Raw genomic sequence first — 26,346 nt, 5'->3', positions numbered from 1 at the left:
AGAAGCGCAGGGCTCTCCATGGCAGAAGCAGACGACTCCACGCAGGCGGAAGACGCCGCCGGCAACCGCATCCACCAGCCGGTGCTCCTCGAGCGCACCCTCGAGCTGCTCGCTCCGGCGATCGAGAAGCCCGGCGCCGTCGTCGTCGACGGCACACTCGGCATGGGCGGCCACTCCTCGGCGATGCTCAGCCGGTTCCCCGAACTCACCCTCGTCGGTCTCGACCGAGACACCGAGGCCCTGGCGATCGCCGGTGAGCGACTGGCGCCGTTCGGCGACCGGGTCAAGCTGGTCCACACCGAGTACGACGGCATCGAGAGCGCCCTCGACTCCCTCGGCATCCCCGAGATCGACGGAATCCTGTTCGACCTCGGCGTCTCGTCGCTGCAGCTCGACCGGGTCGAGCGCGGGTTCTCGTATTCCAAAGACGCCCCGCTCGACATGCGGATGGACGGCACGGCCGGCGTCACCGCCGAGACCGTCCTCGCGAGCTACAGCGAGGCCGAGCTGCGCCGCATCTTCTACCAGTACGGCGAAGAGAAACTGGCCCCCCGCTACGCGCGCCGCATCGTCGAACGCCGTGAGGCCACCCCGCTCGTCCGCAGCGGGCAGCTCGTCGACCTCCTCATCGACGCGACCCCGGCGGCCCTCCAGCGCGCGGGGCACCCCGCGAAACGTGTCTTCCAGGCGTTGCGGATCGAGGTGAACGGCGAACTGGCGTCCCTCGAGAAGGCGCTTCCCGCCTCCCTCGATCGGATCGCGCTCGGCGGCCGGATCGTGGTCCTCGCCTACCAGTCGCTCGAAGACCGCCTCGTGAAGCGCGAGTTCGCCGCGCGGTCGAAGTCGACCGCGCCCGCCGGCCTTCCCGTCGAATTGCCCGAGCACCGACCCGAGTTCTCCCTCCTGGTCCGCGGCGCCGAACTGGCGAGCGACGAAGAGAAAGACCTGAACCCCCGAGCCAAGCCCGTGCGTCTGCGTGCGGCCGAGCGAATCCGGAGACACGCATGAGCACCAACCACGCCCTTGCCACGCCGCTCAGTACGCGGGCCCAGCCGTCGTCCGAGCCGGCCGAGACCCGCCGCCGCCGGCTCAACCCGATCGAAATCATCACCAGTCGCAGCCAGCGGAAGGCGCGACCGAAGATCGTCTACGCGCTCGTGGCAACGGCCGCCCTGTTCGTGCTCCTGCTCACGCAGTTGGGCATCAGCATCGCCGTCAGCAAGGGTGCGTACCAGATCTCGTCGCTGCAGAACTCGCAGACGGTGCTCGACCGCACCCAGCAGAAGTACACCGAGAAGCTCGGGGTCCTCGCTTCGCCGCAGAACATCGCGAACAACGCCACGGCCCTCGGCATGGTCCGCAACCAGAACCCGGTCTACCTCGACCTCGGCACCGAGACGGTCTACGGCACCCCCACGGCCGCGGCCACTCCCGCCACCACGCCGAGCAACCTGATCGCGAACAGCCTCCTCGACGGCGTCCCGGTGATCAGCAAGAGCCCCGACGGCACGACGACGCCGGCGACCACGACGGCACCTACGAGTTCCTCCACGACGGGCGCGGCAGCCACCGATTCCAGCGGGTCGTCGGTAGCGTCGTCGGCGAATCAACTGGCGGCTCCCGAGACCCGGTAACGGTCCTGGTCGGACGGCGGCTTTGCAAGTGAGGAACCTCTCGTGAGACCAACCACCCCAGGGCGCGGCAGCAGCGGGCACTTCGGTGCAGCCGCTCAGCGGTCCCGTCGACGTCGGGCCACGATCGCCGGCATCGTGATCTTCGCCCTCGTGGCCGTGTTCGTCGTCCGTCTCGTCGACATCCAGGTCGTCCAGGCGGCGAGCCTCAACGCCGACGCCGTCGGCAAGCGCTCCATCTCGACCACGGTCTACGGCGACCGGGGCGAGATCCTCGACGCCAACGGCAAGGTCCTCGCAGCCACCGTGCTCCGCTACGACATCACGGCCGCACCCAAGTTCGCCGCCGGCTACACGACCAAGGTCGACGGCAAGAGCGTCACCTACACGCTGCAGCAGACCGTCGACCAGCTCGCGAAAGCCACCGGCGGCGACTCGGCCACGATGTACAAGGCCCTCACCACCGACAAGACCTCGCTCTACACGATGCTCGTCAAGGGCGTCGACGTCGACGCGTACAACCGGGTGGTGAAGCTCGGCATCACTTGGGTCTACCCCCAGCGCGCCACGGCCCGCACCTATCCCGACGGCGCCGTCGCGGGCAACCTCGTCGGCTTCGTCGGCACCGACGGCGCCCAGGCGGGTCTCGAGTACGAGTACGACAAGTGCCTCGCCGGCACGAACGGCTCCGAGACCTACGAACGCGGTCTCGACGGGGTCAAGCTGCCCGGCAGCACGGTGACCACGAAGAAGGCGGTCGCCGGGGGCACGCTCGAGACGACCATCAACTCCGACCTCCAGTACCAGGTGCAGCAAGACCTGAATGAGCAGGTGACCGCCCTCGGGGCCGTCTCCGGCACCGCGGTGGTCGTCAAAGTCTCCGACGGCTCCCTCGTCGCCGTGGCCGACTCCGGCAGCGTCGACCCGAACAACGTCAGTGCGACGGACACCGGCGACCTGGGCTCCAAGGCGTTCACGCAGAGCTACGAGCCCGGCTCGGTCTTCAAGGCGATGACCGCGGCCTCGCTCATCGACGCGGGGCTCGCGACGCCGACGAGCCAGGCCACGGTTCCCGACACCCGCACCTTCCCGTTCGGGGCGACCATCGGCGACGCCGAGTACCACCCCACCGAGAAGCTCACCCTCGCGGGCATCCTCGCCACCTCGTCGAACGTCGGCATCTCGTACCTCGGCGAGAAGATGTCGGCGAAGCAGCGTTACGAGTACATGCAGAAGTTCGGCATCGGCACCAAGACCGAGGTCGACTTCCCCGGCGAGGCCGACGGCATCCTGAACGACTACACCAAGTGGGACCAGCTCACGAACTACACCACCATGTTCGGTCAGGGCGTCGCCTCGACAGCCGTGCAGACCGCGAGCATCTTCCAGACCCTGGCCAACGGCGGCGTCCGCATGCCGCTGAAGCTCGTGAAGGCCTGCAAACTCGCCGACGGCACCGTCATCGACGCCCCGAGCGAGACGGGCACCCGCGTCGTGTCGCAGAAGGCGGCGAACGACGTCGTCGACATGCTCGAGAACACGATCCCCGAGGGCACGCTGAAGGGCATGCAACCCATCTCGGGCTACAACGTGGCCGCCAAGACCGGTACCGCGCAGGTGCCCGGTGCCAACGGAAAGTACGAGGCCGGGCAGTACGTGATCTCGGTCGCGGGCATCGCCCCGGCGGAGAACCCCCAGTACGTCGTGCTCGTGACATTCACGAAGCCCAGTACCATGAAGACTTCGTTCGCGGCGGCACCCGCCTTCCGCGAGATCATGTCCCAGGTCCTCGAGACGTACCGAGTGAAGCCGTCCACGACGCCCCTGACCGACATCCCCGACACCTGGTAGACGACAGACCCGATGCAGACTTCTGCTGGTAAGAAATGAGGATTCATTGAGTGCCCGGATCCCCCCGGTCCTACGACCGGAACATCCCTCGGCGAGGTCTCTCGGCCAACTCGTCACCGAGTTCGGACTCGACCACGTGGGGTCGCTCGACGGCATCGAGATCACCGGTGTGACCCTCTCGACCGGTGACCTGCATCCCGGCGACCTCTACGTCGGCATGCCCGGGGCACACCGCCACGGTGCCGAGTTCGCCGCCGAGGCCCGCGAGGGTGGCGCCGTCGCCCTGCTGACCGACGCGAAGGGGGCCGAGATCGCGCGCGACAGCGGTCTGCCCGTCGTCCTGGTCGACTCGCCTCGCGCCGCTCTGGGCGAGGTGTCGGCATGGATCTACCGCACCCACGAGCAGCCCCCGCTCCTCTTCGCCGTCACCGGCACCAACGGCAAGACCTCGACCTCGTATCTCCTCGAAGGCATCCTCAAGCAGCTCGGCCTCGTCACCGGCCTGAGCTCGACCGCCGAGCGCCACATCGGCGAGCTCGTCGTCGTGTCGCGCCTCACGACACCGGAGGCGAGCGAGATGCACGCCCTCCTGGCCCGGATGCGCGAGAGCGAGGTCCGCGCGGTCGCCGTCGAAGTGAGCGCCCAGGCCCTCAGCCGGAACCGCGTCGACGGCCTCGTGTTCGACGTCGCCGGCTTCACGAACCTGAGTCACGACCACCTCGACGACTACGCCGACATGGAGGAGTACTTCGCGGCCAAGCTGCCCCTCTTCCAGCCCGACCGCGCCAAGCGTGCCGTCGTCTCGCTCGACTCGCCCTACGGCCAACGTGTGGTCGAAGAGAGCCGCATCCCCGTCACCACGATCCAGGTCGTGACCCCCGGTGCCGACACTCCCAGCGACGCCGACTGGAAGGTGACCGTCACCGAGGAGGCCGCGGCCTACACCGCCTTCACGCTCGACGGCCCCGAGGGCCGCTCGCTGTCGACGCGAGTGCCCATGATCGGCATCCACATGGCCGCCGACGCGGCACTCGCCATCGTCATGCTGGTCGAGGCCTCGTTCGAGCTCGAGGCCATCGGCCAGGCGCTCGAGGCCGACGGCGGCATCGTCGCCTACCTCCCGGGCCGAACCGAGCGCGTCTCGGGCGACCGGGGCCCCAGCGTCTTCGTCGACTTCGGGCACAGCCCCGACGCGTTCCTGAACACGCTGGCCGCCGTCCGCCGCTTCACTCCGGGCAAGGTCATCATGCTGTTCGGGGCCGACGGCGACCGCGACACGACCAAGCGTCCCGAGATGGCCCGCGTCGCCGCCGCCGGCTCGGACATCCTCGTCATCACCGATCACCACCCCCGCTTCGAAGACCCCGACTCGATCCGCAAGACCCTGGTCGACGCGGCTCGCGAGGCCTACCCGGAGCACGAGATCCACGAGGTGAGCCCGCCCGAGGCGGCCATTCGTGCGGCCGTCGTCCTCGCCGGCGAAGGCGACTCGATCCTGTGGGCCGGCCCCGGTCACCAGGACTACCGCGACATCGAGGGCGTGCGCACGCCCTACTCGGCTCGCGACGAAGCGCGCGACGCGCTCCGAGAGGCCGGGTGGGCCGAGTGATCGCTCTCACGCTTTCCGAGATCGCCGCGATCGTCGGAGGCCGTCTCGTCCTGGGCTCCGGCGACACCGTCGTCGACGGCTCCGTCGAGACCGACTCCCGCCTCGTCCGACCGGGGTCGATCTTCTTCGCGCTGCCCGGCGAGGTCACCGACGGCCGTGTGTTCGTGCCGTCGGCCGTCGAGAACGGTGCGGCACTGGTCGTCGCCGAGGACAACCTCGACACGAGCATTCCCCTGATCGTCGTCGCCGACGGCGTGGTCGCCCTGGCCGACCTCGCCCGAGAGGTCGTCGCACGAGTGCGCGCAGGGCGCGGGAGCGAGCGCGGGATGCACGTGGTCGGCATCACCGGCAGCAACGGCAAGACGAGCACCAAGAACATGCTGCGCGCCATCCTCTCCGACCTGGGCGAGACCGTCGCTCCCGAGGGGTCCTTCAACAACCACGTCGGCGCGCCGATCTCGATGCTGCGGGTGACGCCCGACACCGAGTACCTCGTGGTCGAGATGGGTGCCTCGGGTTCGGGCGAGATCGCCCGGCTCGTGTCCATCGCGAAGCCCGACACGGGCGTCGTCCTCAAGGTGGGCCTCGCGCACGCCGGCGAGTTCGGCGGCATCGAAGCGACCCAGCGCGCCAAGTCCGAGATGGTGACCGACCTGCCCGCGACGGCGACCGCCGTGCTCAACGCCGACGACTTCCGCGTCATGGCCATGGCCGAGCAGACCGCCGCCCGCGTCGTCACCTTCGGGTTCGGCGACGCGGCGACCTACCGGGCCAGCGACATCGACGTGGTCACGAGCGGCACCTCGTTCGTGCTGCACGCCCCCGGCGTCACGCGTCCGGTCCACCTCCGCATCCTGGGCGAGCACCATGTCATGAACGCCCTCGCGGCACTGACCGTCGTGGGGGAGTGGGGTCTCGACGTCTCGCGCGCCGCCGACGTCCTCGAAGGTGTCACGCGGGCCGAGCGCTGGCGCATGGAGGTCCTCGACGGCGGCGACGGGGTCACCGTCATCAACGACGCCTACAACGCCAGCCCCGACTCGGTCGCCGCGGCCCTGAAGACGCTCGCGCAGATCATCGGCCCCGATCAGCGATCGGTCGCCGTCCTCGGCGAGATGGCCGAACTCGGCGAGTTCGCTCAGGAGGAGCACGACCGCATCGGTCGTCTCGTGGTCCGCCTGAACATCCACAAGCTCGTCGTCGTCGGCGACGCCGCACGGCACGTGCACATGGCGGCCGGGCTGGAAGGGTCGTGGGACGGCGAGTCGATCCTCGTCCCCGACATCGAGAGCGCCTACGACCTCCTCAAGGCCGATCAACGGCCCGGCGACGTGGTCCTCGTCAAGTCGTCGAAGTCGGCGAATCTCCGCTTCCTCGGCGATCGTCTGGCCGGAGTCCCCGCATGATCGCCCTGCTCGTCGGCGGCGCGGTCTCGCTCGTCTTCACCCTCCTGCTCACGCCGTGGTTCATCAAACTGTTCCATCGCCTCGGCTGGGGCCAGTTCATTCGCAGCGACGGACCGCAGTCGCACCACACCAAGCGCGGGACCGCCACCATGGGCGGCATCGTCCTGATCCTCGGCACGGTGCTCGGCTATTTCGTCGGGCACCTCGCCGGCGGCGACCGTCTCACCCCGAGCGGCCTCCTCGTGCTGCTGATGATGGTGGGGCTCGGGTTCATCGGCTTCCTCGACGACTTCACGAAGGTGCGCAACCAGCGCAGCCTCGGGCTGGGCGGCTGGGCCAAGATCCTGGGCCAGGTCATCGTCGCGGTGATCTTCGCCGTCCTGGCGATCACCGTCCACAGCCGGGTGGGGCAGACCTCCGCGTCGCACTTCATCTCCGGTGTGCGCGACATCCCCTGGCTGAACCTGTTCTTCGCCGGCTCCCTCATCGGCGGGGTGCTGTTCGCCATCTGGGTGATCATGATCACCGTCTCGGCCTCGAACGGCGTCAACGTCGCCGACGGTCTCGACGGCCTCGCGACCGGAGCCTCGATCCTCGCGATCGGCTCCTACATCGTGATCGGCTTCTGGCAGAACAACCAGCTCTGCGGGAGCGTCCGAGCGGTCGGCAGCGCCTGCTACACCACCACCAACCCGCTCGACCTGGCTGTCGTCGCCGCGTGCATCTCGGGCGGCCTGATCGGCTTCCTGTGGTGGAACACCTCGCCGGCGCAGATCTTCCTCGGCGACACCGGGTCCCTGGGCCTGGGCGGCGCGGTCGCGGCTCTCGCCATCCTGACCCGCACCGAGCTCCTCCTCGTGCTGATCGGCGGCCTGTTCCTGGTGGTCACCGGTTCGGTCATCCTGCAGCGCATCTACTTCAAACTGACGCACGGCAAGCGCATCTTCCTGATGAGCCCCCTGCATCACCACTTCGAGCTCAAGGGCTGGGCCGAGGTGACGGTCGTGGTGCGGTTCTGGATCATCGCAGGCCTCTTCGTCGCCGCGGCGCTCGGGGTCTTCTACCTCGAGTGGATCTCGAGGACGTGACCGTGGGCATCCCCACCTCCGGGCGTCTCGACGGCCTCGTCAGCTGGCACGCCGACTGGACGGGCCTCCGCGTCGCCGTCCTCGGCCTGGGCGTGAGCGGCTTCTCCGTCGCCGACACCCTCGCCGAGCTCGGTGCCGAGGTCCTGGTCGTGGCGCCCTCCGGCGACTCCGACGCCGCCGGCCTGCTGCCGGTCATCGGCGCCCGTCTCGTCGTGCAGCCCGACCTCACGACACCACCCGCCGAACTCGTCGAGTTCGACGCCGAGGTCGTCGTGGTCAGCCCCGGTTTCCCCCCGACCCACCCGCTCGTCGTCTGGGCGAGCGCATCCGGCGCGGCGATCTGGGGCGACGTCGAGCTCGCCTGGCGTGTCCGCGACAAGACGCAGCGTCTCGCCGAATGGGTGCTCGTGACCGGCACCAACGGCAAGACGACGACGACGCAGCTCGCGGCGGCCATGTTCGCCGCCGACGAGCGGACGGTCGCGGCCTGCGGCAACATCGGCCTGCCGGTGCTCGACGCGATCCGCGAGCCCGACGGATTCGACGTCCTCGTCGTCGAGCTCTCCAGCCATCAGCTGCACTACCTGCCCCTCGAGGGCCCGGGTTCTCTGCGGCCGGCCGCCACCGTCTGTCTGAACGTCGAGGAGGACCACCTCGAATGGCACGGCTCGTTCGAGGCCTACCGCGCCTCGAAGGGCCGGGTCTACGCGAACACCCGGGTCGCCTGCATCTACAACCGCGCGGACGAGACCACGCGCGAGCTGGTGCAGGAGGCCGACGTCCAAGAGGGCTGCCGGGCCGTGGGCTTCGGTCTCGGCTCGCCGCCGATCAGCGACTTCGGCGTCGTCGAGGGCCTGCTCGTCGACCGGGCGTTCCTGGCCGACCGTCAGCACCGGGCTCTCGAGCTCACGTCGATCGACACGCTCCGCGGCTCGGGCCTCGCAGCCGACCACCTCGTCGAGGACGTGCTGGCCGCATCCGCGCTGGCTCGGTCGCTCGACGTCGCCCCCGACTCCATCGAGCTGGCCGTCGCGGCGTTCCGCGCCGACCACCACCGCTCCGAGATCGTGCCCACCGACGACGGGATCGAGTGGGTCGACGACTCGAAGGCCACGAATCCGCATGCGGCACGGGCATCCCTCGCTGCCGCCTCGTCGGTCGTCTGGATCGTCGGCGGTCTCTTCAAAGGCGTCGACATCGCTCCGCTCGTCCGCGACGAGACGGCACACGTGAAGGCCGCGGTGCTGATCGGTGCCGATCGCTCGGAGGTTGCTGAGGCCTTCCGGCGACACGCCCCCGGCATACCGGTCTTCGAGGTCGACGAGGCCGACACTGAACGAGTGATGCCGGAGGCCGTCAGGCTGGCGGCCGTGGTCGCCGAACCGGGCGACACCGTCCTGCTGGCCCCCGCTGCGGCATCGTTCGACCAGTTCGCCGACTACGGCGCCCGCGGCACGGCATTCGCCCGGGCCGTCCAAGACCACCTGGGAGGTGACTCCGATGGCCGACACCCCATCGAACCTCCCGCGACGCCTGCTGGCTAGCGCCGCCTCGCGCCGCGGGGGAGCAGCCAAGCGCACCTACGCGACCGACGGCGAGCGCACCGCGGCCGCGGTGGTGCGCGTGAAGAAGATCTTCGCCGCCGAGACCGGCACGTTCTTCGTCCTGCTCGGCACCGCGCTCTTCCTCGTCGTGTTCGGCGTGGTGATGGTGCTCTCGTCGTCCTCGGTCGAGCAGTTCGTCGCGACGAAGGACTTCTTCGGCGCCTTCGTTCGGCAGGGCATCTTCGCGGCCGTCGGAATCCCCCTGATGCTGTTGGCCTCCCGGGTCTCGTCCCGCACCTGGCAGAAGTACGCCTGGCACCTGCTCGTGGCGTCGATGGTCCTGCAGCTCCTGGTCTTCAGCCCTCTCGGTGTGACGGTCAACGGCAACCGGAACTGGATTCACATCGGCTCGTTCAGCGCCCAGCCCTCGGAGTTCATGAAGCTGAGCCTCGCGATCTGGATCGGCATGATCCTGGTCAAGAAGGGCGACAAGCTCCTCGACTGGCGTCAGGTGGCCGTGCCGCTCGTGCCCGTCGTGATCATCGCCCTGGCCCTGGTCCTGCGCGGCGGCGACCTCGGGACCAGTCTGATCCTGATGATGCTCGTGGCGGTCGCCGTCTTCATCGCCGGTGTCCCGCTCAAGTTCTTCATCGTGCCGCTCATCGTGATCGCCGTGGCTCTGCCGGTCATCACGCACAGCGCCAGCAGCCGGACGAGCCGCATCTCCGCCTGGCTCGACGGCTGCTCGTCGGCCGCCGACTACCAGTCGACCTGCTGGCAGACGACCCACGGGTTGTGGGCCCTCGCCTCCGGCGGCGTCTTCGGCGTCGGCCTCGGCAACTCCAAGGCCAAGTGGTCCTGGCTCCCCGAGGCGGACAACGACTTCATCTTCGCCATCATCGGCGAAGAGCTCGGCCTGATCGGCGCCTGCGTCGTGCTCGCCCTCTTCATCGTGCTCGCCGTGTCGTTCGTCAAGGTCGTTCGTCGTTCCGACGACCCGTTCGTCCGGATCGTGACCGGCGGCATCATGGCCTGGATCGTCGGCGAGGCCCTGGTCAACATCGCGGTGGTGCTCGGCCTCCTGCCGGTCCTCGGGGTGCCCTTACCGCTGATCAGTGCAGGGGGATCCTCGCTCGTCTTCACCCTCCTGGGGCTCGGTGTCGTCCTCTCGTTCGTCCGGCAGCACGACGACGCCGACCTGCCTGTGGAGAACTCACGAGGCCGTGCGCGCGAGCAGGTAGGGTCTCTCCGGTGACGACGTACCTCCTCGCCGGCGGCGGCACCGCCGGCCACGTGAATCCCCTTCTGGCCACGGCCGATCGCCTGCGGCGCCGCGACCCCGGGGCGACCATCCTGGTGCTCGGCACGGCCGAGGGGCTCGAAGCCCGACTGGTCCCCGAGCGGGGCTACGAACTCATCACGGTGCCCCGTCTCCCGTTCCCGCGCAAGCCGAACGTCGCCGCCCTGCGCTTCCCCGGGCGCATCGTCTCCGCCATCTCCGGGGTCCGTCGTCAGCTCGCCCAGCGCCACGTCGACGTCGTCGTGGGTTTCGGCGGGTACGCCGCCGCCCCGGCCTATCTCGCGGCCTGGCGCTCCAAGGTCCCGATCGTCGTCCACGAGGCGAACGCCAAGCCCGGCATGGCAAACGTGCTCGGCTCGTACCTCACCCGCCACGTCGGCGTCGTGTTCGAGTCGACGAAGATGCGGCACGCGCGTCAGGTGGGCATGCCGCTCCGTGACGAGATCGAGAACCTCGATCGGCCGGCCGTGAAGTCCGAGGCGCTCCAGTTCTTCGGGCTCGATGCTCAGAAGCCGACGCTCCTCGTGACGGGCGGCTCCACGGGGGCGCGAAAGCTCAACGAGACGATCTCGCGATCCACCTCCCAGCTGCTCGGGGCCGGGTGGCAGATCCTCCACATCACCGGCGAGAAGTCCGACCTGACCTCGAGCCCTCTCGCCGACTACCACCTGTTGAAGTACTGCGATCGCATGGACTTCGCTCTGGCCGCCGCCGACTTCGTCGTCTCGCGCGCGGGCTCGGCCACTGTCGCCGAGCTCACCGCGCTGGGGCTGCCGGCGGTCCTCGTCCCCTACCCCGTCGGCAACGGCGAACAGCGCTTCAACGCCTCCGACGTCGTGGCCGCGGGCGGAGCCGAGCTGGTGACCGACGCCGACTTCACCCCGGCCTGGGTGCGCAAGCAGCTCGTCCCGATCCTCCTCGACCGCGCGCGCATCGCCGACATGGCTGCGCGCACCGCGTCCGTCGGCTTCCGCGACGGGGCCGATCGCACGGTCGACCTCGTGCTCGAAGCCACCATCCCGACCCCCCACGAGACCTTCAGCGAGACGTCATGATCAAGCCCGACCTCACCCAGCCCCTGCCCGAGAAGCTCGGCAAGGTGCACTTCGTCGGCATCGGCGGCTCCGGCATGAGCGGCATCGCACGGGTGTTCCTGGCCGCGGGGCACCGCGTCACCGGCTCCGACGTGCGCGAGAGCGCGGCGGTCGACACTCTCCGCGGTCTCGGCGCCACGGTCGCCATCGGCCACGACGCCGCCAACGTGGGCGACGCCGACACCCTCGTCGTCACCGGCGCCCTCTGGCAGGACAACCCCGAATACCAGTACGCCCTCGCGCACGAACTGCCGGTGCTCCACCGCTCTCAGGCCCTCGCCTGGCTCATCGGCGGCCATCGTCTCGTCTCCGTCGCCGGTGCGCACGGCAAGACGACCTCCACGGGCATGGTCGTGACCGCTCTCCTCGACGCGGGCCGCGACCCCAACTTCGTCAACGGCGGCGTGATCCAGTCGCTCGGGTTGAGCGCTCGGGGCGGCTCCGACGACCTCTTCGTCATCGAGGCCGACGAGTCCGACGGCTCGTTCCTGCTCTACGACACCTCGATCGCCCTGATCACCAACGTCGACGCCGACCACCTCGACCACTACGGCTCGCGCGAGGCCTTCGACCAGGCCTTCGTCGACTTCGCGGGCGCGGCCTCCGAGTTCGTCGCGATCTCGAGCGACGACCCCGGGGCCGTCGCGGTGACCGCCTCGCTCGACCCCGCCAAGGTGGTCACCTTCGGCACCGCCGAGGGCGCCGACGTCCGGGTCGTGGGCACCACCGACGAGGGCCCGGTCGCCTTCCGCCTCGAGCACGACGGTCGCTCCTACCCGGTCCAGCTCCGCGTCCCCGGCCATCACAACGCCCTGAACGCGGCCGGCGCCTACGCCGTCCTGGTCGGTCTCGGCCTGACGCCCGAAGAGGCGATCAGCGGGCTGGAGGCCTTCGGCGGCACGCAGCGCCGCTTCGAGCTCCACGGCACGGTCCGCGGCGTCAGCGTGTACGACGACTACGCCCACCACCCGACCGAGGTCGCCGCGGCTCTGCAGGCCGCCCGCTCCGTGGTCGGCGACGGGCACCTCATCGCCGTCCACCAGCCGCACCTCTACAGCCGCACGCGAATGATGGCGGGCGAGTTCGCCGAGGCCTACGAGGCGCTGGCCGACCACACCGTCGTCCTCGACGTGTACGGTGCCCGCGAAGACCCGGAGCCGGGCGTCACGGGCGCCCTCGTCTCGGGCCGATTCCACGACGCGTCCCGGGTCGACTACGTGCCCGACTGGCAGTCCGCGGCCGACCGCGTGGCCGAGATCGCGCACGAGGGCGACTTCGTCATCACGCTCGGCTGCGGCGATGTCTACCGCATCGTCCCGCAACTCCTCGGCAGCCTCGAGAAGTCGAGCGAGACGGAGACCGAGACGAATACCGAGTCCGAGGGCCTGCAGGCCGGAAGCCAGGCGTCGGAGCACCTGGCGTGAAAAGGCCGGAGGGTTTCGACCGCACGCCGCCCCCTCCGGTCGCCGAACCCGGCGAGGTCGAGACCGAGAGCGCAGAGCCGGGGGAGGCACGGAGCTCACGCTCGAAGAGCAAGCAGCCCCGGGCATCCCGCGTTCCCCCCTCGCGGCCTGCCGCGCCCACCCCGCAGCCGGCCTTCCTCGACGTGCCCGACACCTCGGCCGACGAAGCCCGCGAACGTGCCCGGGAGACCCGCCGGGCCGCCCGCCGAGCAGCCGCCGAACGCCGGGCCGTCGAGCGCACCGAGGTGCGCCGGTTCACCCGCCGCACCCGTCATCGCCGCGCCGGCTGGATCACCGCCGGAGCGATCGTGGTCGTGCTGGTCGGCGGGGTCACCCTCGGGGTCTTCTCTCCGCTGCTCTCCCTCCAGACGATCTCCGTGCAGGGGACGAGTCGTGTCGACCGCGGCGCCGTCCTCACGTCGCTCAAGGGGCAGGTCGGCAAACCGCTGGCGCTCATCGACTTCGGCGCCGTCAAGAGCGACCTCTCGAACTTCCCTTTGATCGAGAGCTACGTCACCGAGACGAAGCCGCCGCACACCCTCGTCATCCGGATCACCGAACGGCAGCCGATCGCCTCGGTATTGGTCGGCAAGACCTACGAACTGGTCGACCCCGCCGGTGTCATCATCACGACCTCGACGACCCAGCCCGCCGACGTCCCGCTCGTCGACGTGAAGGGCGCGACCCTCGACGGCAACGTGTACCGGGCCGCCGCCGAGGTGCTCCTGTCGTTGCCGACGAGCCTGCGCACCACGGTCAAGGGGGTCAGCGCGTCGACGGCGGACGACGTCACGCTCATGCTCTCGACGGGCGAGGAGGTGGTGTGGGGGAGTGCCGAGGCCTCGACCCAGAAGGCCGAACTCCTCACCGGGCTCATCAAGAGCCACAAGGCGACCAACCCCACCCAGTCGGTCGAGTACGACGTGTCGGCCCCCGACAACGGGATCATCCGAACGAAATAGGCACTGTTCCCGCCGCGTGTTTCACGACACGCGGATCACATCGAGGCAGCAGCAGGGCGGGCCACCTACCTTGTGACTGCAGATATGCATACTGAGGATAACTTTAAGCCTCAAGTAGAACTTTAAGCTTGATCCCAGAACTTGAGCTCGTAATTTTGGCGGAGGCCGGACGTGACAACGAACCATAACTACCTAGCCGTGATCAAGGTCGTCGGTGTCGGCGGCGGCGGCGTCAACGCCGTGAACCGCATGATCGAGCTCGGCCTCCGCGGAGTCGAGTTCATCGCGATCAACACCGATGCGCAGGCTCTGCTCCTCAGCGATGCCGACGTGAAGCTCGACGTCGGTCGTGAGCTCACGCGCGGCCTCGGTGCCGGTGCGGACCCCGAGGTCGGCCGTCGTGCCGCCGAGGACCACGCCGAAGAGATCGAAGAGGCCCTTGCGGGAGCCGACATGGTCTTCGTCACCGCCGGCGAGGGGGGCGGCACCGGAACGGGTGGCGCGCCCGTCGTGGCCCGCATCGCCAAGTCGATCGGCGCTCTGACCATCGGTGTCGTCACGAAGCCGTTCGGCTTCGAGGGTCGCCGCCGCCAGGCTCAGGCCGAGGCCGGTGTCGCCCAGCTGAAAGAAGAGGTCGACACCCTCATCGTCGTGCCGAACGACCGCCTCCTCGAGATCTCGGAGCGCGGCATCTCGATGGTCGAGGCCTTCGGCACCGCCGACCAGGTCCTTCTCGCCGGTGTGCAGGGCATCACCGACCTCATCACGACCCCGGGTCTGATCAACCTCGACTTCGCCGACGTGAAGAGCGTCATGCAGGGCGCCGGTTCGGCCCTCATGGGCATCGGCTCGTCCCGAGGCGCCGACCGCGCGATCAAGGCCGCCGAGCTCGCCGTGGCTTCACCGCTGCTCGAAGCCTCGATCGACGGGGCGCACGGCGTTCTCCTCTCCATCCAGGGCGGATCGAACCTCGGCATCTTCGAGATCAACGACGCCGCTCGTCTCGTGCAGGAGGCCGTGCATCCCGAGGCCAACATCATCTTCGGCGCCGTGATCGACGACACCCTCGGCGACGAGGTGCGCGTCACCGTCATCGCCGCCGGATTCGACGGCGGCGAGCCGACGACCAAGAGCGCCGAACGCCGCTCGAGCTTCGTCGAGACCGCCGAACCCGCCACCACCACGGTCGCCGGGGTCAGCGCGATCGCCGACAGCGGCGCGGTGCCGAGCTGGCAGCGCCCCGAGCAGGCTCCCGCCGCCCCGGCCGTCGACCCGGCCTTCGACGGCGGCGACGACGACCTCGACGTCCCGGACTTCCTGAAGTAGGTCATCATCTCCGAGGTCTCCGCCTCTGCCGAACTGCGCGAGCGCGTCGACACCGTCTTCGGACGGATCGCCGACGCGACTCGCGCAGTCGGTCGTGAGCCGGACGAGATCACGACCATCGTGGTGACGAAGTTCCACCCGGTGTCGCTCGTCCGAGAGCTGCATGCCCTCGGCGTCCGCGACGTCGGTGAGAACCGGCACCAGGAGGCGCAGGCGAAGGCTCGCGACACGGCCGACCTCGACGGTCTCCGGTGGCACTTCGTGGGGCAGCTGCAGTCGAAGAAGGCCCGTCAGGCTCGCGCGTACGTCCATGCGGTCCACTCGCTCGACCGGGCGAGCGTCGTCGACGCCCTCTCGGCTGAGACGGGGGATGCCCTGCGGGGCTTCGTCCAGGTCAACCTGACCGACGATCCCGCCCGCGGCGGTGTCGCTCCCGACGATCTCGAGGTGCTCGTCGAGCGCGTCCTCGCGACCCCGGGTCTCCGCCTCCGCGGGGTCATGGCCGTGGCGCCCCTCGACGAGGAGCCCCGACGCGCGTTCGCCCGACTCCGCGACCTCTCCGAACGGGTGCGTCGCCTGGACCCCGCCGCCGACCGGATCTCGGCCGGGATGTCGCACGATTTCGCGGACGCGATCGCCGAAGGCGCGACACACCTACGAATCGGTACGGCAATCACGGGAAACAGGCCCGACGCTGGTTAATGTCGTGGCAGACGCGCAACCATCCGGAGGAAGAAAAATGGCGAACCCGCTGAAGAAGACCATGGTCTACCTGGGCCTCGCCGACGAGGAACTCGAGTACGACGAAGAGCCCCGTCAGGCCCCCGCTGCCCAGCAGCAGACCGCTCCGCAGCCCGTGGCCGCCCCGGCCGCCGCTCCCGTGGCCCGCCGCGTCGCCCCCGTGGCACCGGCTCCGGCCGCAGCCCCCGCGCCGGTCCAGAACCGCGCACCCGTGACGCCCCTGCGTCGCACCACGACGACGACCAAGATTGCGGCACCCACCGAGATGAACGAGATCCTCACAGTCCACCCTCGCGAGTACAAGGACGCCCAGACGATCGCCGAGAGCTTCCGCGACGGCATCCCCGTGATCATCAACCTCTCGCAGATGTCCGAGGGGGATGCCCGGCGCCTCGTCGACTTCGCCAGTGGGCTCTCGCAGGGCCTGCTCGGAAAGATCGAGCGCGTCACGAACAAGGTGTTCCTCCTCTCGCCCGCCCACATCGCAGTGAGTGGAGATGCGCCTGAGGTAGAGTCCGACATCGAGGCGTCGTTCTTCGCTCAGTCCTGAGCCGCCGGCCCGGGTCCGGGCGCTCCGAGGGTTCGGAGTGACGCCCCTCTGTCCGATCCGCCGTGGCGCGTGCCCGGTCCCGAGCCGTACGAGATGATGTCTCCCTCATGATCGTCCACCTGGTCGCCTCCGTGGTCTACGTCGTCCTGCTCGTCTTCTTCCTGTTGATGTGGGCGCGGTTCGTCTTCGACCTCACGCAGTCGGTGAGCCGCAGCTATCGCCCCAAGGGTGGTCTGCTGGTGCTCGCCGAGGCCACGTACACGACGACCGACCCGCCCATCAAGGCGATCCGTCGCATCCTGCCGCCCATCCGTCTCGGGTCGGTCGCTCTCGACTTCGGCTGGAGCATCGTCATGCTGGCCGTCGTCATCCTGATGAGCGTCGCGTCGGCGCTGTCGCGCTCCGCCTTCTGACGACCCGGCGCGTCGCTGATCAGGCCACGTGCCCGAGGGCGTTGTAGTCTTGACGGGAGCACGTCGTGAGACGTGCCGCAACTTTCTTTTCACAATCGGGTCGGGTGTCTCCACAGGGGGGTGCCACTATCGGTCCGATCCAGCAGATTCACGAGGTGACGGCAATGGCTTTGACGCCTGAAGACGTAGTCAACAAGCGGTTCCAGCCGACGAAGTTCCGTGAGGGCTACGACCAAGACGAGGTGGACGACTTCCTCGACGAGGTCGTCGTCGAGCTTCGTCGTCTCGGCCAGGAGAACGACGAGCTCCGTCAGCGCCTCGCCGCGAGCGAGTCCAAGAGCGTCGAGCTCGAGAAGAACGCGTCGGCCGCTCCGGCCCCCGTGGCCGCAGCTCCCGAGCCCGTCGCGGCGCCCGAGCCGGAGCCCACCCCCGAGCCCGTCGCAGCAGCGCCCGCTCCGGTAGCGGCCCCCGCCGCCGTCGCACCCGAGACCGCTGCCTACGCGGCGCCGAGCGTCGACGAGACCACCAGCACGAACAACCTCCTCCAGCTGGCCCGCCGCCTTCACGAGGAGCACGTCCGCGAGGGCATCGAGAAGCGTGACTCCCTCATCGCCGAGGGTCACGCCACCGCCGCTCGCATCGTCTCCGACGCCGAGACCGCCCAGCGGGCACAGGCCGAGCAGTTCGAGAACGAGCACCGCGCTCTCGTCGAGCAGACCGAGGCCGAGCAGCGCGCCAAGGTCGAGGCGTTCGAGAACGAGCACCGCGCCCGCGCCGAGAAGATCGACACCGAGCAGCGTGCCCTGGTCGAGCGTCTCGACAACGAGCGCATCGGTCTCGAGCACCGCATCGACGACCTCCGCACCTTCGAGCGCGAGTACCGCGCGAAGCTGAAGAGCTACATCGAGGGCCAGCTCCACGAGCTCGAGGGCGACTCCTCGACGCCCGAGCCCGTCTCGGCTCAGACGAACGCTCCGGCCAGCTACCAGGGCTTCGGCTCCAACTAGGGGTTTGGCCAAGACCTCCGAGGCAGTCTCCAAGAAGGCCAGTGTCCGCGTCCTGCTGACACTGGCCTTCGTGGCTGTCATCGTCTACATCCTCGACCAGGGCACCAAGTTCCTGATCGTCAAGAATCTCCGGGAGTACCAGGACGTCGAGCTCGGCCCCGTCCTGCACCTCCACTTCGTGAAGAACCCGGGAGCGGCGTTCTCGCTCGCCACCGGCTCCACCTGGATCTTCTCCATCGCCGCGGCTGTCGTAGTCGTCGCGATCATCGTGTTGATCCGCCGCATCCGCTCCACCCGCTGGGCACTCATGCTCGGCATGCTCCTGGGCGGCACCTGCGGCAACCTCACCGATCGCCTCTTCCGCGAGCCGGGATTCGGGGTGGGCCACGTGGTCGACTTCATCTACCTGCCGTGGATCCTCCCCGCGATCTTCAACCTCGCCGACACCTTCATCGTCTCGAGCATGGGGCTCCTGCTCCTCCTGACCCTTCTCGGCGTCGGGCTCGACGGGCGCCGGACGCAGTCGAAGAAGCCGGTCCCCGGCAGCGACGACGCCGACGTGGTGCAGATCGTGGCCGGGCCGGACGGCACCGTCCACGTCGAGGGCGAGCCCGGCGACGTCGCCCACCCCGCCACCGCGCACACCCGACCGACCGGAGACGAGCGATGAGCGAAACCCGTTCCCTGCCCGTACCTGACGGCCTCGCGGGCGAACGCGTCGACGCCGCCCTCGCCAAGCTCCTCGGTTTCAGCCGGACCTTCGCCGCCGAAGTGGCGGGCGCCGACGGCGTGACCGTCGACGGCCGCACTCTCGGCAAGTCCGACCGCCTCGAGGCGGGTTCGTGGCTCGAAGTCACCTGGACCCCGAAGCAGGAGCCGACCGTCGTCCCGGTCGAGGTCCCCGGCATGGCCATCGTCCACGACGACGACGACATCGTCGTCGTCGACAAACCGGTCGGGGTCGCCGCTCATCCCTCCGTGGGATGGACCGGGCCCACCGTGCTGGGCGGGCTCGCCGGCGCCGGCTTCCGCATCTCGACGAGCGGGGCGACCGAGCGCGCGGGCATCGTGCATCGCCTCGACGTCGGCACCAGCGGGCTGATGGTCGTCGCGAAGAGCGAGCGCGCCTACACGCTGCTCAAGCAGGCCTTCCGCGAACGCACCGTCGAGAAGGTCTACAACGCCGTCGTCCAGGGTCACCCCGATCCCCTCACCGGCACGATCGATGCTCCCCTCGGCCGACACCCTTCGTCGTCGTGGAAGTTCGCGGTCGTCGTCGACGGCAAGCCCTCCGTCACGCACTACGAGACCGTCGAGGCGTTCCCCGCCGCTTCGCTCCTCGAAGTGCACCTCGAGACGGGTCGGACTCACCAGATCCGCGTGCACATGGCGGCCCAGAGGCACCCCTGCGTCGGCGACGCGCTCTACGGCGCCGACCCCACCCTCTCGACCAAGCTGGGGCTCACCCGGCAGTGGTTGCATGCGGTCCGGCTGGGCTTCGCGCACCCGGGCACGGGGGAATGGGTGGAGTTCCGGTCGACCTACCCGGCCGACCTTCAACACGCACTCGAGGTCCTCCGCGCCTCCTGACGACGACACGCCCGTCGACGTCGGTGGTCGCGGCTACTCTTGGAAAACGCCTTCGATCCTTCTTCTAGGAGTGCCTTGTCTTCGAGCAACGATTCCTTCGTGCACCTGCACGTCCACAGCGAATACTCGATGCTCGACGGGGCGGCGCGCGTGGCGCCCATGGTCGAAGAGGCGGTCCGGCAGGGCATGCCGGCTGTCGCCGTGACCGACCACGGCAACATGTTCGGCGCCTTCGACTTCTACAAGACCGCGACGGCCGCGGGCATCAAACCGATCATCGGCACCGAGGCGTACATCACCCCGGGCACCCACCGCGGCGACAAGACCCGGGTCAAGTGGGGCGACGGCGGCCGCGACGACGTGTCGGGCGCCGGCTCGTACACGCACATGACCCTGTTGTCGCAGTCCACCGAGGGCATGCACAACCTCTTCCGGCTGTCGTCGAAGGCGTCGCTCGAGGGGTACTACTTCAAGCCGCGAATGGACCGCGAACTGCTCTCCGAGTACTCGGCCGGGCTCATCGCGACCACCGGCTGCCCGAGCGGCGAGGTGCAGACGAGGCTCCGTCTCGGCCAGTACGACGAGGCCGTCAAGGCGGCCTCCGACTTCCGTGACATCTTCGGCAAAGAGAACTACTTCGCCGAGATCATGGACCACGGCCTGGGCATCGAACGCCGCATCTTGGGCGACCTGATCAAGCTCGCCAAGCAGCTCGACCTCCCGCTTGTGGCCACGAACGACCTCCACTACACGCACGAGCACGACGCCACGAGCCACGCCGCGCTCCTCTGCGTGCAGTCGGGCTCGACCCTGAGCGACCCCAATCGGTTCAAGTTCGACGCCGACGAGTTCTACCTCAAGACCGCCGCCCAGATGCGCCACCTGTTCCGTGATCACCCCGAAGCCTGCGACAACACGCTGCTGATCGCCGAGCGCTGCGAGGTCAAATTCGACACCGAGGCGAACTACATGCCGCGGTTCCCGGTGCCCGAGGGGGAGACCGAAGACACCTGGTTCGTCAAAGAGGTCGAGAAGGGCCTCGAGTTCCGGTACCCCGACGGCATCCCGCAAGCGGTGCGCGAGCGGGCCGACTACGAGGTCGGCGTCATCCGCCAGATGGGCTTCCCCGGCTACTTCCTGGTCGTCGCCGACTTCATCAACTGGTCCAAAGACAACGGCATCCGGGTCGGGCCGGGCCGTGGTTCCGGCGCCGGTTCCATGGCCGCCTACGCCATGCGCATCACCGACCTCGACCCGCTGCGCCACGGCCTCATCTTCGAGCGGTTCCTCAACCCCGACCGCGTCTCCATGCCCGACTTCGACGTCGACTTCGACGACCGTCGGCGCACCGAGGTCATCAACTACGTCACCGACAAGTACGGTTCGGAGCGCGTCGCCCAGATCGTCACGTACGGCACGATCAAGGCCAAGCAGGCCCTGAAAGACTCCTCCCGGGTACTCGGCTTCCCGTTCGGCATGGGGGAGAAGCTCACCAAGGCGATGCCTCCCGCGATCATGGGGAAGGACATCCCCCTCACCGGCATCTTCGACCGTGACCACGCCCGCTACAAGGAGGCCGGCGACATCCGCGCGGTCGTCGAGGGCGACCCGGAGGCGAAGACCGTCTTCGACACGGCCCTCGGCCTCGAAGGTCTGAAGCGGCAGTGGGGCGTCCACGCGGCCGGCGTCATCATGTCGAGCGACCCCCTGATCGACATCATCCCGATCATGAAGCGGGAGCAGGACGGCCAGATCGTCACGCAGTTCGACTACCCGGCCAGCGAAGCCCTCGGGCTCATCAAGATGGACTTTCTGGGGCTCCGCAACCTCACGATCATCAACGACGCCCTCGACAACATCAAGACGAACCGCGACATCGACCTCGTCCTCGAAGATCTCGAGCTCGAAGACAAGGGCGCCTACGACCTTCTGTCGTCCGGCGACACGCTCGGCGTCTTCCAGCTCGACGGCGGGCCCATGCGCGGCCTGCTGCGACTGATGAAGCCCGACAACTTCGAAGACATCTCGGCCGTCATCGCGCTCTACCGGCCGGGCCCCATGGGGGCGAACTCGCACACGAACTACGCCCTGCGCAAGAACGGCCTGCAAGAGATCACGGCCATCCACCCCGAACTCGAAGAGCCCCTGTCCGAAGTCCTCGGCGGCACGTACGGCCTGATCATCTATCAGGAGCAGGTCATGAGCGTCGCGCAGAAACTGGCGGGGTTCAGCCTCGGCCAGGCCGACATCCTCCGTCGCGCGATGGGCAAGAAGAAGAAGTCCGAGCTCGACAAGCAGTACGCGGGCTTTCAGCAGGGCATGCTCGACAACGGCTACTCGGCCGACGCCGTGCAGAAGATCTGGGACATCCTTCTGCCCTTCTCCGACTACGCCTTCAACAAGGCCCACTCGGCCGCGTACGGCGTGGTCTCCTACTGGACCGCCTATCTCAAGGCGCACTATCCGGCCGAGTACATGGCCGCGCTGCTCACGAGCGTCGGCGACTCGCGCGACAAGCTGGGGCTCTACCTCAACGAGTGCCGCCGCATGGGCATCAAGGTGCTGCCGCCCGACGTCAACGAGTCGATCGGCTTCTTCGCCGCCGTCGGCGAAGACATCCGCTTCGGCATGGGCGCCGTCCGCAACGTGGGCTTCAACGTCGTCGACCACATCATCGCGGCGCGGCAGGAGAAGGGCGCCTTCACGTCGTTCCACGACTTCCTGCGCAAGGTGCCCATCCCCGTCGCGAACAAGCGCACCGTCGAGTCCCTCGTCAAGGCCGGCGCCTTCGACTCCCTCGGCGACACCCGACGGTCCCTCGTCGAGATCCACGAGAGCGCGGTCGAAGCGGCCGTGAGTGAGAAGCGGGCCGAGGCCAACGGCCAGGTCGGCTTCGACTTCGACTCCCTGTGGGACGAACCGGCGCAGGTCCAGCAGGTGCCCGTCCGGCCGGAGTGGTCGAAACGCGACAAACTCGCGTTCGAGCGCGACATGCTGGGCCTGTACGTCTCCGACCACCCGCTGGCGGGTCTCGAGCTCCAGTTGGCCAAGCACGCGTCGACCACGATCGCGCACATCACCTCGAGCGACGACTCGATCGACGGTGAGACGGTCGTCGTGGCCGGCCTCATCACCAGCGTCCAGCACCGCGTCGCGCGCAACTCCGGCAACCCCTACGGCATCATCACGGTCGAGGACTTCTCCGGCGAGATCAGTGCGATGTTCCTGGGCAAGACCTACCAAGAGTTCGGTCCGACCCTGGTGGGCGATGCGATCATCGTGCTCCGCGGTCGGGTCAGCGTGCGCGACGACGGCATGAACATGCACGCCGTGAGCATGATGATGCCCGACCTCGGCGCGTCGGTGAGCAACGGGCCGCTCGTCTTGAGTATGCCGGAGTTCCGGGCCACGACCGACGTCGTGACCGAGCTCGGGGCCGTCCTCGGTCGCCACGCGGGCGACACCGAGGTCCGGCTGCGCCTGCTCCGGGGCGACAACGCGCGCACGTTCGAGATCCCGTACCCGGTCGACATCACGGCCGACCTCTACGGCGAGTTGAAGAGTCTGCTCGGGCCGAGCTGCCTGGCCTGACGGCGCTGTCAGGCCGGCGAACGAGCCGGCTGGCGACCGCTCCGATGACCAGTGGTCGCTCCGACGGCCGGCGGCCGCCCCGATAGGCTGAGGGGGCCATGATGCAGACGACCGATCTCCGGGGTCGCGCCCTCTCGAGCGCGCAACTCCTCGCCCTCATTCCCCGCGCAGTCGCCGACGTGACCGCAGCCTCCGACGCTGCCGAGGCCCTGATCGACGACGTCCGTCGGCGCGGCTCCGCGGCACTGCTCGACCAGGCCGAGCGGTTCGACCACGTGCGTCCGGCCACCCTCCGCGTGCCGGCCGACGCGATCGCGCGCGCCGTCGCCGAACTCGACCCGCTGGTGCGGGCGGCCCTGGAGGAGTCGATCGCGCGGGTGACCGTGTCGAGTCGCGCCCAGGTCCCTGCCGCGCAGGTGACGCATCCCGCGCCCGGCGCCACGATCGAACAGCGCTGGCAGCCGGTGGCCCGTGCCGGCGTCTACGTTCCCGGCGGCAAGGCGGTCTACCCGTCGAGCGTCGCCATGAACGTCGTTCCGGCGCAGGTGGCCGGGGTCGGATCGATCGCGCTGGTCTCACCGGCACAGGCCGAATTCGGCGGGAACGTGCATCCCGCGATTCTCGCCGCCGCAGGCCTGCTCGGCATCGACGAGGTGTACGCCATCGGCGGGGCGGGGGCGATCGGGGCGCTGGCCTACGGGGTCGACGACCTCGGACTCGAGCCGGTGCAGGTCATCACCGGGCCGGGCAACAACTTCGTCGCGGCGGCCAAGCGGCTGGTGCGCGGTCGGGTCGGCATCGACGCCGAGGCCGGGGCGACCGAGATCCTCGTGATCGCCGACGACTCCGCCGACGCCACGTTCGTCGCGGTCGACCTGATCAGCCAGGCCGAACACGACGAGGAGGCATCGGCGGTGCTGGTGACGGATTCGCCGGCGTTCGCCGAGCGCGTCTCGGCCGAAGTCGATCGCCTCGCGCCGCTGACCCACAGCGCCGAGCGCGTCGCCACCGCCCTCGGCGGGCCGCAGTCGCAGATCTTCCTGGTCGACGACCTCGCCGGCGCCGTGGCGTTCAGCAACGCCTACGGTCCGGAGCACCTCGAGATCCAGACGTCGCGCGACGAGGAGGTGCTCGCCGGCATCGAGAACGCCGGGGCGGTCTTCGTCGGGCCGCACACCCCGGTGAGCCTCGGCGACTACCTCGCCGGGTCGAATCACGTGCTGCCGACCGGCGGGCAGGCTCGCTACTCGCCGGGCTTGGGCGCCTACACCTTCCTCCGGCCGCAGCAGATCGTCACCTACTCGGCCGAACCGCTCCGCGACGTGGTCGATCGGCTCGTCGCCCTGTCGAAGGCCGAACGCCTGCCTGCGCACGGCGAGGCCGTGTCGGCGCGATTCGACCGCCCCTAGGTTCTCCCCAGGCGACGGTTCCCGGGCCTTCGTCACCAGCAGTCACGATAATCTGAGGCCACCATGTTCTGCCCCTTCTGCCGCCATCCCGACTCCCGAGTCGTCGACTCCCGAACGAGCGACGACGGCACGTCGATCCGGCGACGCCGACAGTGCCCCAACTGCGGCCGACGGTTCTCGACCACCGAGACCGCGAGCCTCGCGGTGATCAAGCGCAACGGGGTCCTCGAGCCGTTCAGTCGCGAGAAGATCATCTCCGGGGTGCGCAAGGCCTGCCAGGGCCGACCCGTCACCGACGGCGACCTGGCCGTCCTCGCCCAGAAGGTCGAGGAGGCGGTGCGTGCCAGCGGTGCGTCCCAGATCGACGCCAACGAGGTCGGTCTCGCGATCCTGCCGCCCTTGCGCGAGCTCGACGAGGTCGCCTACCTCCGTTACGCCAGCGTGTACCAGGCCTTCGAGTCGCTCGACGACTTCGAGGAGTCGATCCGTCAATTGCGCGAAGAGCACGCCGGCGCAGCACGCCGCGAGGCCGACGCTTCGGCGACAGGTGCCGAGCAGGCCTCCTCGTCCTCCGCCGGTCGGGGGGTCGGCGAGTGAGCGACGAGGCAGATGCCGGTGGCACAAGCCTCGACGGTCTCTACGCCTTCGTCTTCCGTCACTTCTTCCGCCGGATGGACCCGGAGGCGGCTCATCACTTCGCCTTCTCGTTCATCCGCGCGCTGCCCCGCATCCCGTTCGTCGGTCGTGCGGTGCGCACCTCCACCAAGCCCCATCGCACGTTGAAGGTCACCACTCTCGGTCTGACGTTCCCGTCGCCCTTCGGCGTCGCCGCCGGGTTCGACAAAGACGCCCGAGGCATCGCGGGTCTCGGCACCCTCGGCTTCGGCCACGTCGAGGTCGGCACGATCACGGCCCGAGCCCAGCCGGGTAACGATCGGCCGCGCCTGTTCCGTCTCGTCGACGATCTCGCCGTGGTCAACCGCATGGGGTTCAACAACGGCGGCGCCCTCAAGGCCGCGGGTGAGATCGGTCGTGCACGCCACCTGCGCAACCGTCCCGTGATCGGCGTCAACATCGGCAAGAGTCGAGTCGTGGCCGTCGACGACGCCGTCGACGACTACCTCGTGTCGACGCGACTGCTGGCTCCTCTGGCCGACTACCTCGCCGTCAACGTCTCGTCGCCCAACACCCCCGGCCTCCGAGGGCTGCAGGAGCTCGACAAGCTGGCGCCTCTGCTGACCGCGGTCCGCGACACCGCGGGGTCGACGCCCGTCCTCGTGAAGATCGCCCCCGACCTCGAAGACGATGCTGTCCGCAAGGTGTCCGCGCTCGTCGTCGAGCTCGGCCTCGACGGCATCATCGCGACCAACACCACGCTGTCCCGTGAGGGGCTCGCAACCGACCCGAAGGTCGTGACCGCTGCCGGCGCGGGCGGTCTCTCGGGGGCCCCGCTGGCCGACCGGTCACTTGCTGTGCTCCGAGTCATCCGCGAGGTCGTCCCCGAGACGCTCTGCGTGATCAGCGTCGGGGGAGTGTTCACGGCGGACGACGTCCACGAGCGCCTCCTCGCCGGGGCGACGCTGGTGCAGGGCTACACGGCATTCCTCTACAAGGGGCCGCTCTGGGCGCGCGAGATCAACCGCGGGCTGCTGCGTCTGCGGCGTCGCGCGTCCTGACGCTGGGCGGATCATCCGGCCCCATCTGCAGGCGGTACGACGAAGGCCCCTCCGCACGGCGGAGGGGCCTTGGTCGTTTCGGCCCGATAAAGACC

General features: G+C 69.0%; 22 protein-coding genes. All 22 read left to right on the top strand.

The features are described from left to right. The first annotated feature begins 18 nt into the window (after positions 1–18). The 22 genes from rsmH (at position 19) to ABEA39_RS16025 (ending at position 26,251) form a co-directional block, all read left to right on the top strand. The gene (rsmH, locus tag ABEA39_RS16130; RefSeq protein ID WP_345376981.1) at positions 19–1,008 is read left to right on the top strand and encodes a 16S rRNA (cytosine(1402)-N(4))-methyltransferase RsmH; all 990 of its coding nucleotides are present in this window, start codon (positions 19–21) and stop codon (positions 1,006–1,008) included. Further along, a complete protein-coding gene (locus ABEA39_RS16125) occupies positions 1,005–1,634 on the top strand; it encodes a hypothetical protein (RefSeq protein WP_345376980.1) in 630 nt (209 codons plus the stop codon). The genes rsmH and ABEA39_RS16125 overlap by 4 nt, the downstream gene beginning before the upstream one ends. A gap of 42 nt (positions 1,635–1,676) precedes the next feature. Next, positions 1,677–3,482, top strand: coding sequence for a peptidoglycan D,D-transpeptidase FtsI family protein (locus ABEA39_RS16120; protein ID WP_345376979.1), 1,806 nt, complete (start codon positions 1,677–1,679; stop codon positions 3,480–3,482). 46 nt (positions 3,483–3,528) lie between these two features. Then, a complete protein-coding gene (locus ABEA39_RS16115; protein ID WP_345376978.1) occupies positions 3,529–5,091 on the top strand; it encodes a Mur ligase family protein in 1,563 nt (520 codons plus the stop codon). Further along, on the top strand, positions 5,088–6,497 hold the full coding sequence (locus ABEA39_RS16110; RefSeq protein ID WP_345376977.1) for a UDP-N-acetylmuramoyl-tripeptide--D-alanyl-D-alanine ligase: 1,410 nt from the start codon (positions 5,088–5,090) through the stop codon (positions 6,495–6,497). Before ABEA39_RS16115 ends, ABEA39_RS16110 begins: the two co-directional genes overlap by 4 nt. Then, positions 6,494–7,585, top strand: a complete 1,092-nt coding sequence (mraY, locus tag ABEA39_RS16105) for a phospho-N-acetylmuramoyl-pentapeptide-transferase (RefSeq protein WP_345376976.1) — start codon at positions 6,494–6,496, stop codon at positions 7,583–7,585. Before ABEA39_RS16110 ends, mraY begins: the two co-directional genes overlap by 4 nt. Next, entirely contained in the window at positions 7,582–9,129 is a 1,548-nt protein-coding gene (gene murD / locus ABEA39_RS16100) for a UDP-N-acetylmuramoyl-L-alanine--D-glutamate ligase (protein WP_425556990.1), read from the top strand. Before mraY ends, murD begins: the two co-directional genes overlap by 4 nt. Beyond that, on the top strand, positions 9,086–10,384 hold the full coding sequence (gene ftsW / locus ABEA39_RS16095; protein ID WP_345376974.1) for a putative lipid II flippase FtsW: 1,299 nt from the start codon (positions 9,086–9,088) through the stop codon (positions 10,382–10,384). Before murD ends, ftsW begins: the two co-directional genes overlap by 44 nt. Then, positions 10,381–11,484, top strand: a complete 1,104-nt coding sequence (locus tag ABEA39_RS16090; protein WP_345376973.1) for a UDP-N-acetylglucosamine--N-acetylmuramyl-(pentapeptide) pyrophosphoryl-undecaprenol N-acetylglucosamine transferase — start codon at positions 10,381–10,383, stop codon at positions 11,482–11,484. Before ftsW ends, ABEA39_RS16090 begins: the two co-directional genes overlap by 4 nt. Then, a complete protein-coding gene (gene murC / locus ABEA39_RS16085) occupies positions 11,481–12,947 on the top strand; it encodes a UDP-N-acetylmuramate--L-alanine ligase (protein WP_345376972.1) in 1,467 nt (488 codons plus the stop codon). Before ABEA39_RS16090 ends, murC begins: the two co-directional genes overlap by 4 nt. Positions 12,948–13,129: 182 nt before the next feature. Further along, positions 13,130–13,948 carry an FtsQ-type POTRA domain-containing protein gene (locus ABEA39_RS16080; RefSeq protein ID WP_345376971.1) on the top strand — a complete coding sequence of 273 codons (819 nt, stop codon included), beginning with the start codon at positions 13,130–13,132 and terminating at the stop codon, positions 13,946–13,948. Between the two features lie 171 nt (positions 13,949–14,119). Beyond that, entirely contained in the window at positions 14,120–15,274 is a 1,155-nt protein-coding gene (gene ftsZ / locus ABEA39_RS16075; RefSeq protein WP_345376970.1) for a cell division protein FtsZ, read from the top strand. 6 nt (positions 15,275–15,280) lie between these two features. Beyond that, positions 15,281–15,976 (top strand): YggS family pyridoxal phosphate-dependent enzyme, encoded by a 696-nt coding sequence (locus tag ABEA39_RS16070; protein ID WP_345377182.1) that lies wholly within the window; start codon positions 15,281–15,283, stop codon positions 15,974–15,976. 37 nt (positions 15,977–16,013) lie between these two features. Continuing rightward, the gene (locus ABEA39_RS16065) at positions 16,014–16,565 is read left to right on the top strand and encodes a cell division protein SepF (RefSeq protein WP_345376969.1); all 552 of its coding nucleotides are present in this window, start codon (positions 16,014–16,016) and stop codon (positions 16,563–16,565) included. A 107-nt stretch (positions 16,566–16,672) separates the two neighbouring features. Beyond that, entirely contained in the window at positions 16,673–16,978 is a 306-nt protein-coding gene (locus ABEA39_RS16060) for a YggT family protein (protein ID WP_345376968.1), read from the top strand. A gap of 164 nt (positions 16,979–17,142) precedes the next feature. Next, the gene (locus ABEA39_RS16055; RefSeq protein WP_345376967.1) at positions 17,143–17,985 is read left to right on the top strand and encodes a DivIVA domain-containing protein; all 843 of its coding nucleotides are present in this window, start codon (positions 17,143–17,145) and stop codon (positions 17,983–17,985) included. Between the two features lie 4 nt (positions 17,986–17,989). Further along, complete coding sequence (gene lspA, locus ABEA39_RS16050; protein WP_345376966.1) at positions 17,990–18,655, top strand: signal peptidase II; 666 nt, start codon at positions 17,990–17,992, stop codon at positions 18,653–18,655. Beyond that, on the top strand, positions 18,652–19,575 hold the full coding sequence (locus ABEA39_RS16045; protein WP_345376965.1) for an RluA family pseudouridine synthase: 924 nt from the start codon (positions 18,652–18,654) through the stop codon (positions 19,573–19,575). The genes lspA and ABEA39_RS16045 overlap by 4 nt, the downstream gene beginning before the upstream one ends. Positions 19,576–19,704: 129 nt before the next feature. Then, on the top strand, positions 19,705–23,166 hold the full coding sequence (dnaE, locus tag ABEA39_RS16040) for a DNA polymerase III subunit alpha (protein WP_425556989.1): 3,462 nt from the start codon (positions 19,705–19,707) through the stop codon (positions 23,164–23,166). Between the two features lie 98 nt (positions 23,167–23,264). Further along, positions 23,265–24,575, top strand: a complete 1,311-nt coding sequence (gene hisD / locus ABEA39_RS16035; protein ID WP_345376963.1) for a histidinol dehydrogenase — start codon at positions 23,265–23,267, stop codon at positions 24,573–24,575. A 63-nt stretch (positions 24,576–24,638) separates the two neighbouring features. After that, positions 24,639–25,172 carry a transcriptional regulator NrdR gene (gene nrdR, locus ABEA39_RS16030; RefSeq protein WP_345376962.1) on the top strand — a complete coding sequence of 178 codons (534 nt, stop codon included), beginning with the start codon at positions 24,639–24,641 and terminating at the stop codon, positions 25,170–25,172. After that, positions 25,169–26,251, top strand: coding sequence for a quinone-dependent dihydroorotate dehydrogenase (locus tag ABEA39_RS16025; protein ID WP_345376961.1), 1,083 nt, complete (start codon positions 25,169–25,171; stop codon positions 26,249–26,251). Before nrdR ends, ABEA39_RS16025 begins: the two co-directional genes overlap by 4 nt. Positions 26,252–26,346 lie beyond the last annotated feature (95 nt).

This window comes from Frondihabitans cladoniiphilus, assembly GCF_039544345.1.
Lineage (GTDB): Bacteria > Actinomycetota > Actinomycetes > Actinomycetales > Microbacteriaceae > Frondihabitans > Frondihabitans cladoniiphilus.
Note: the sequence above shows the minus strand (reverse complement) of the source record. Positions and strands in the feature narration are given on the sequence as shown.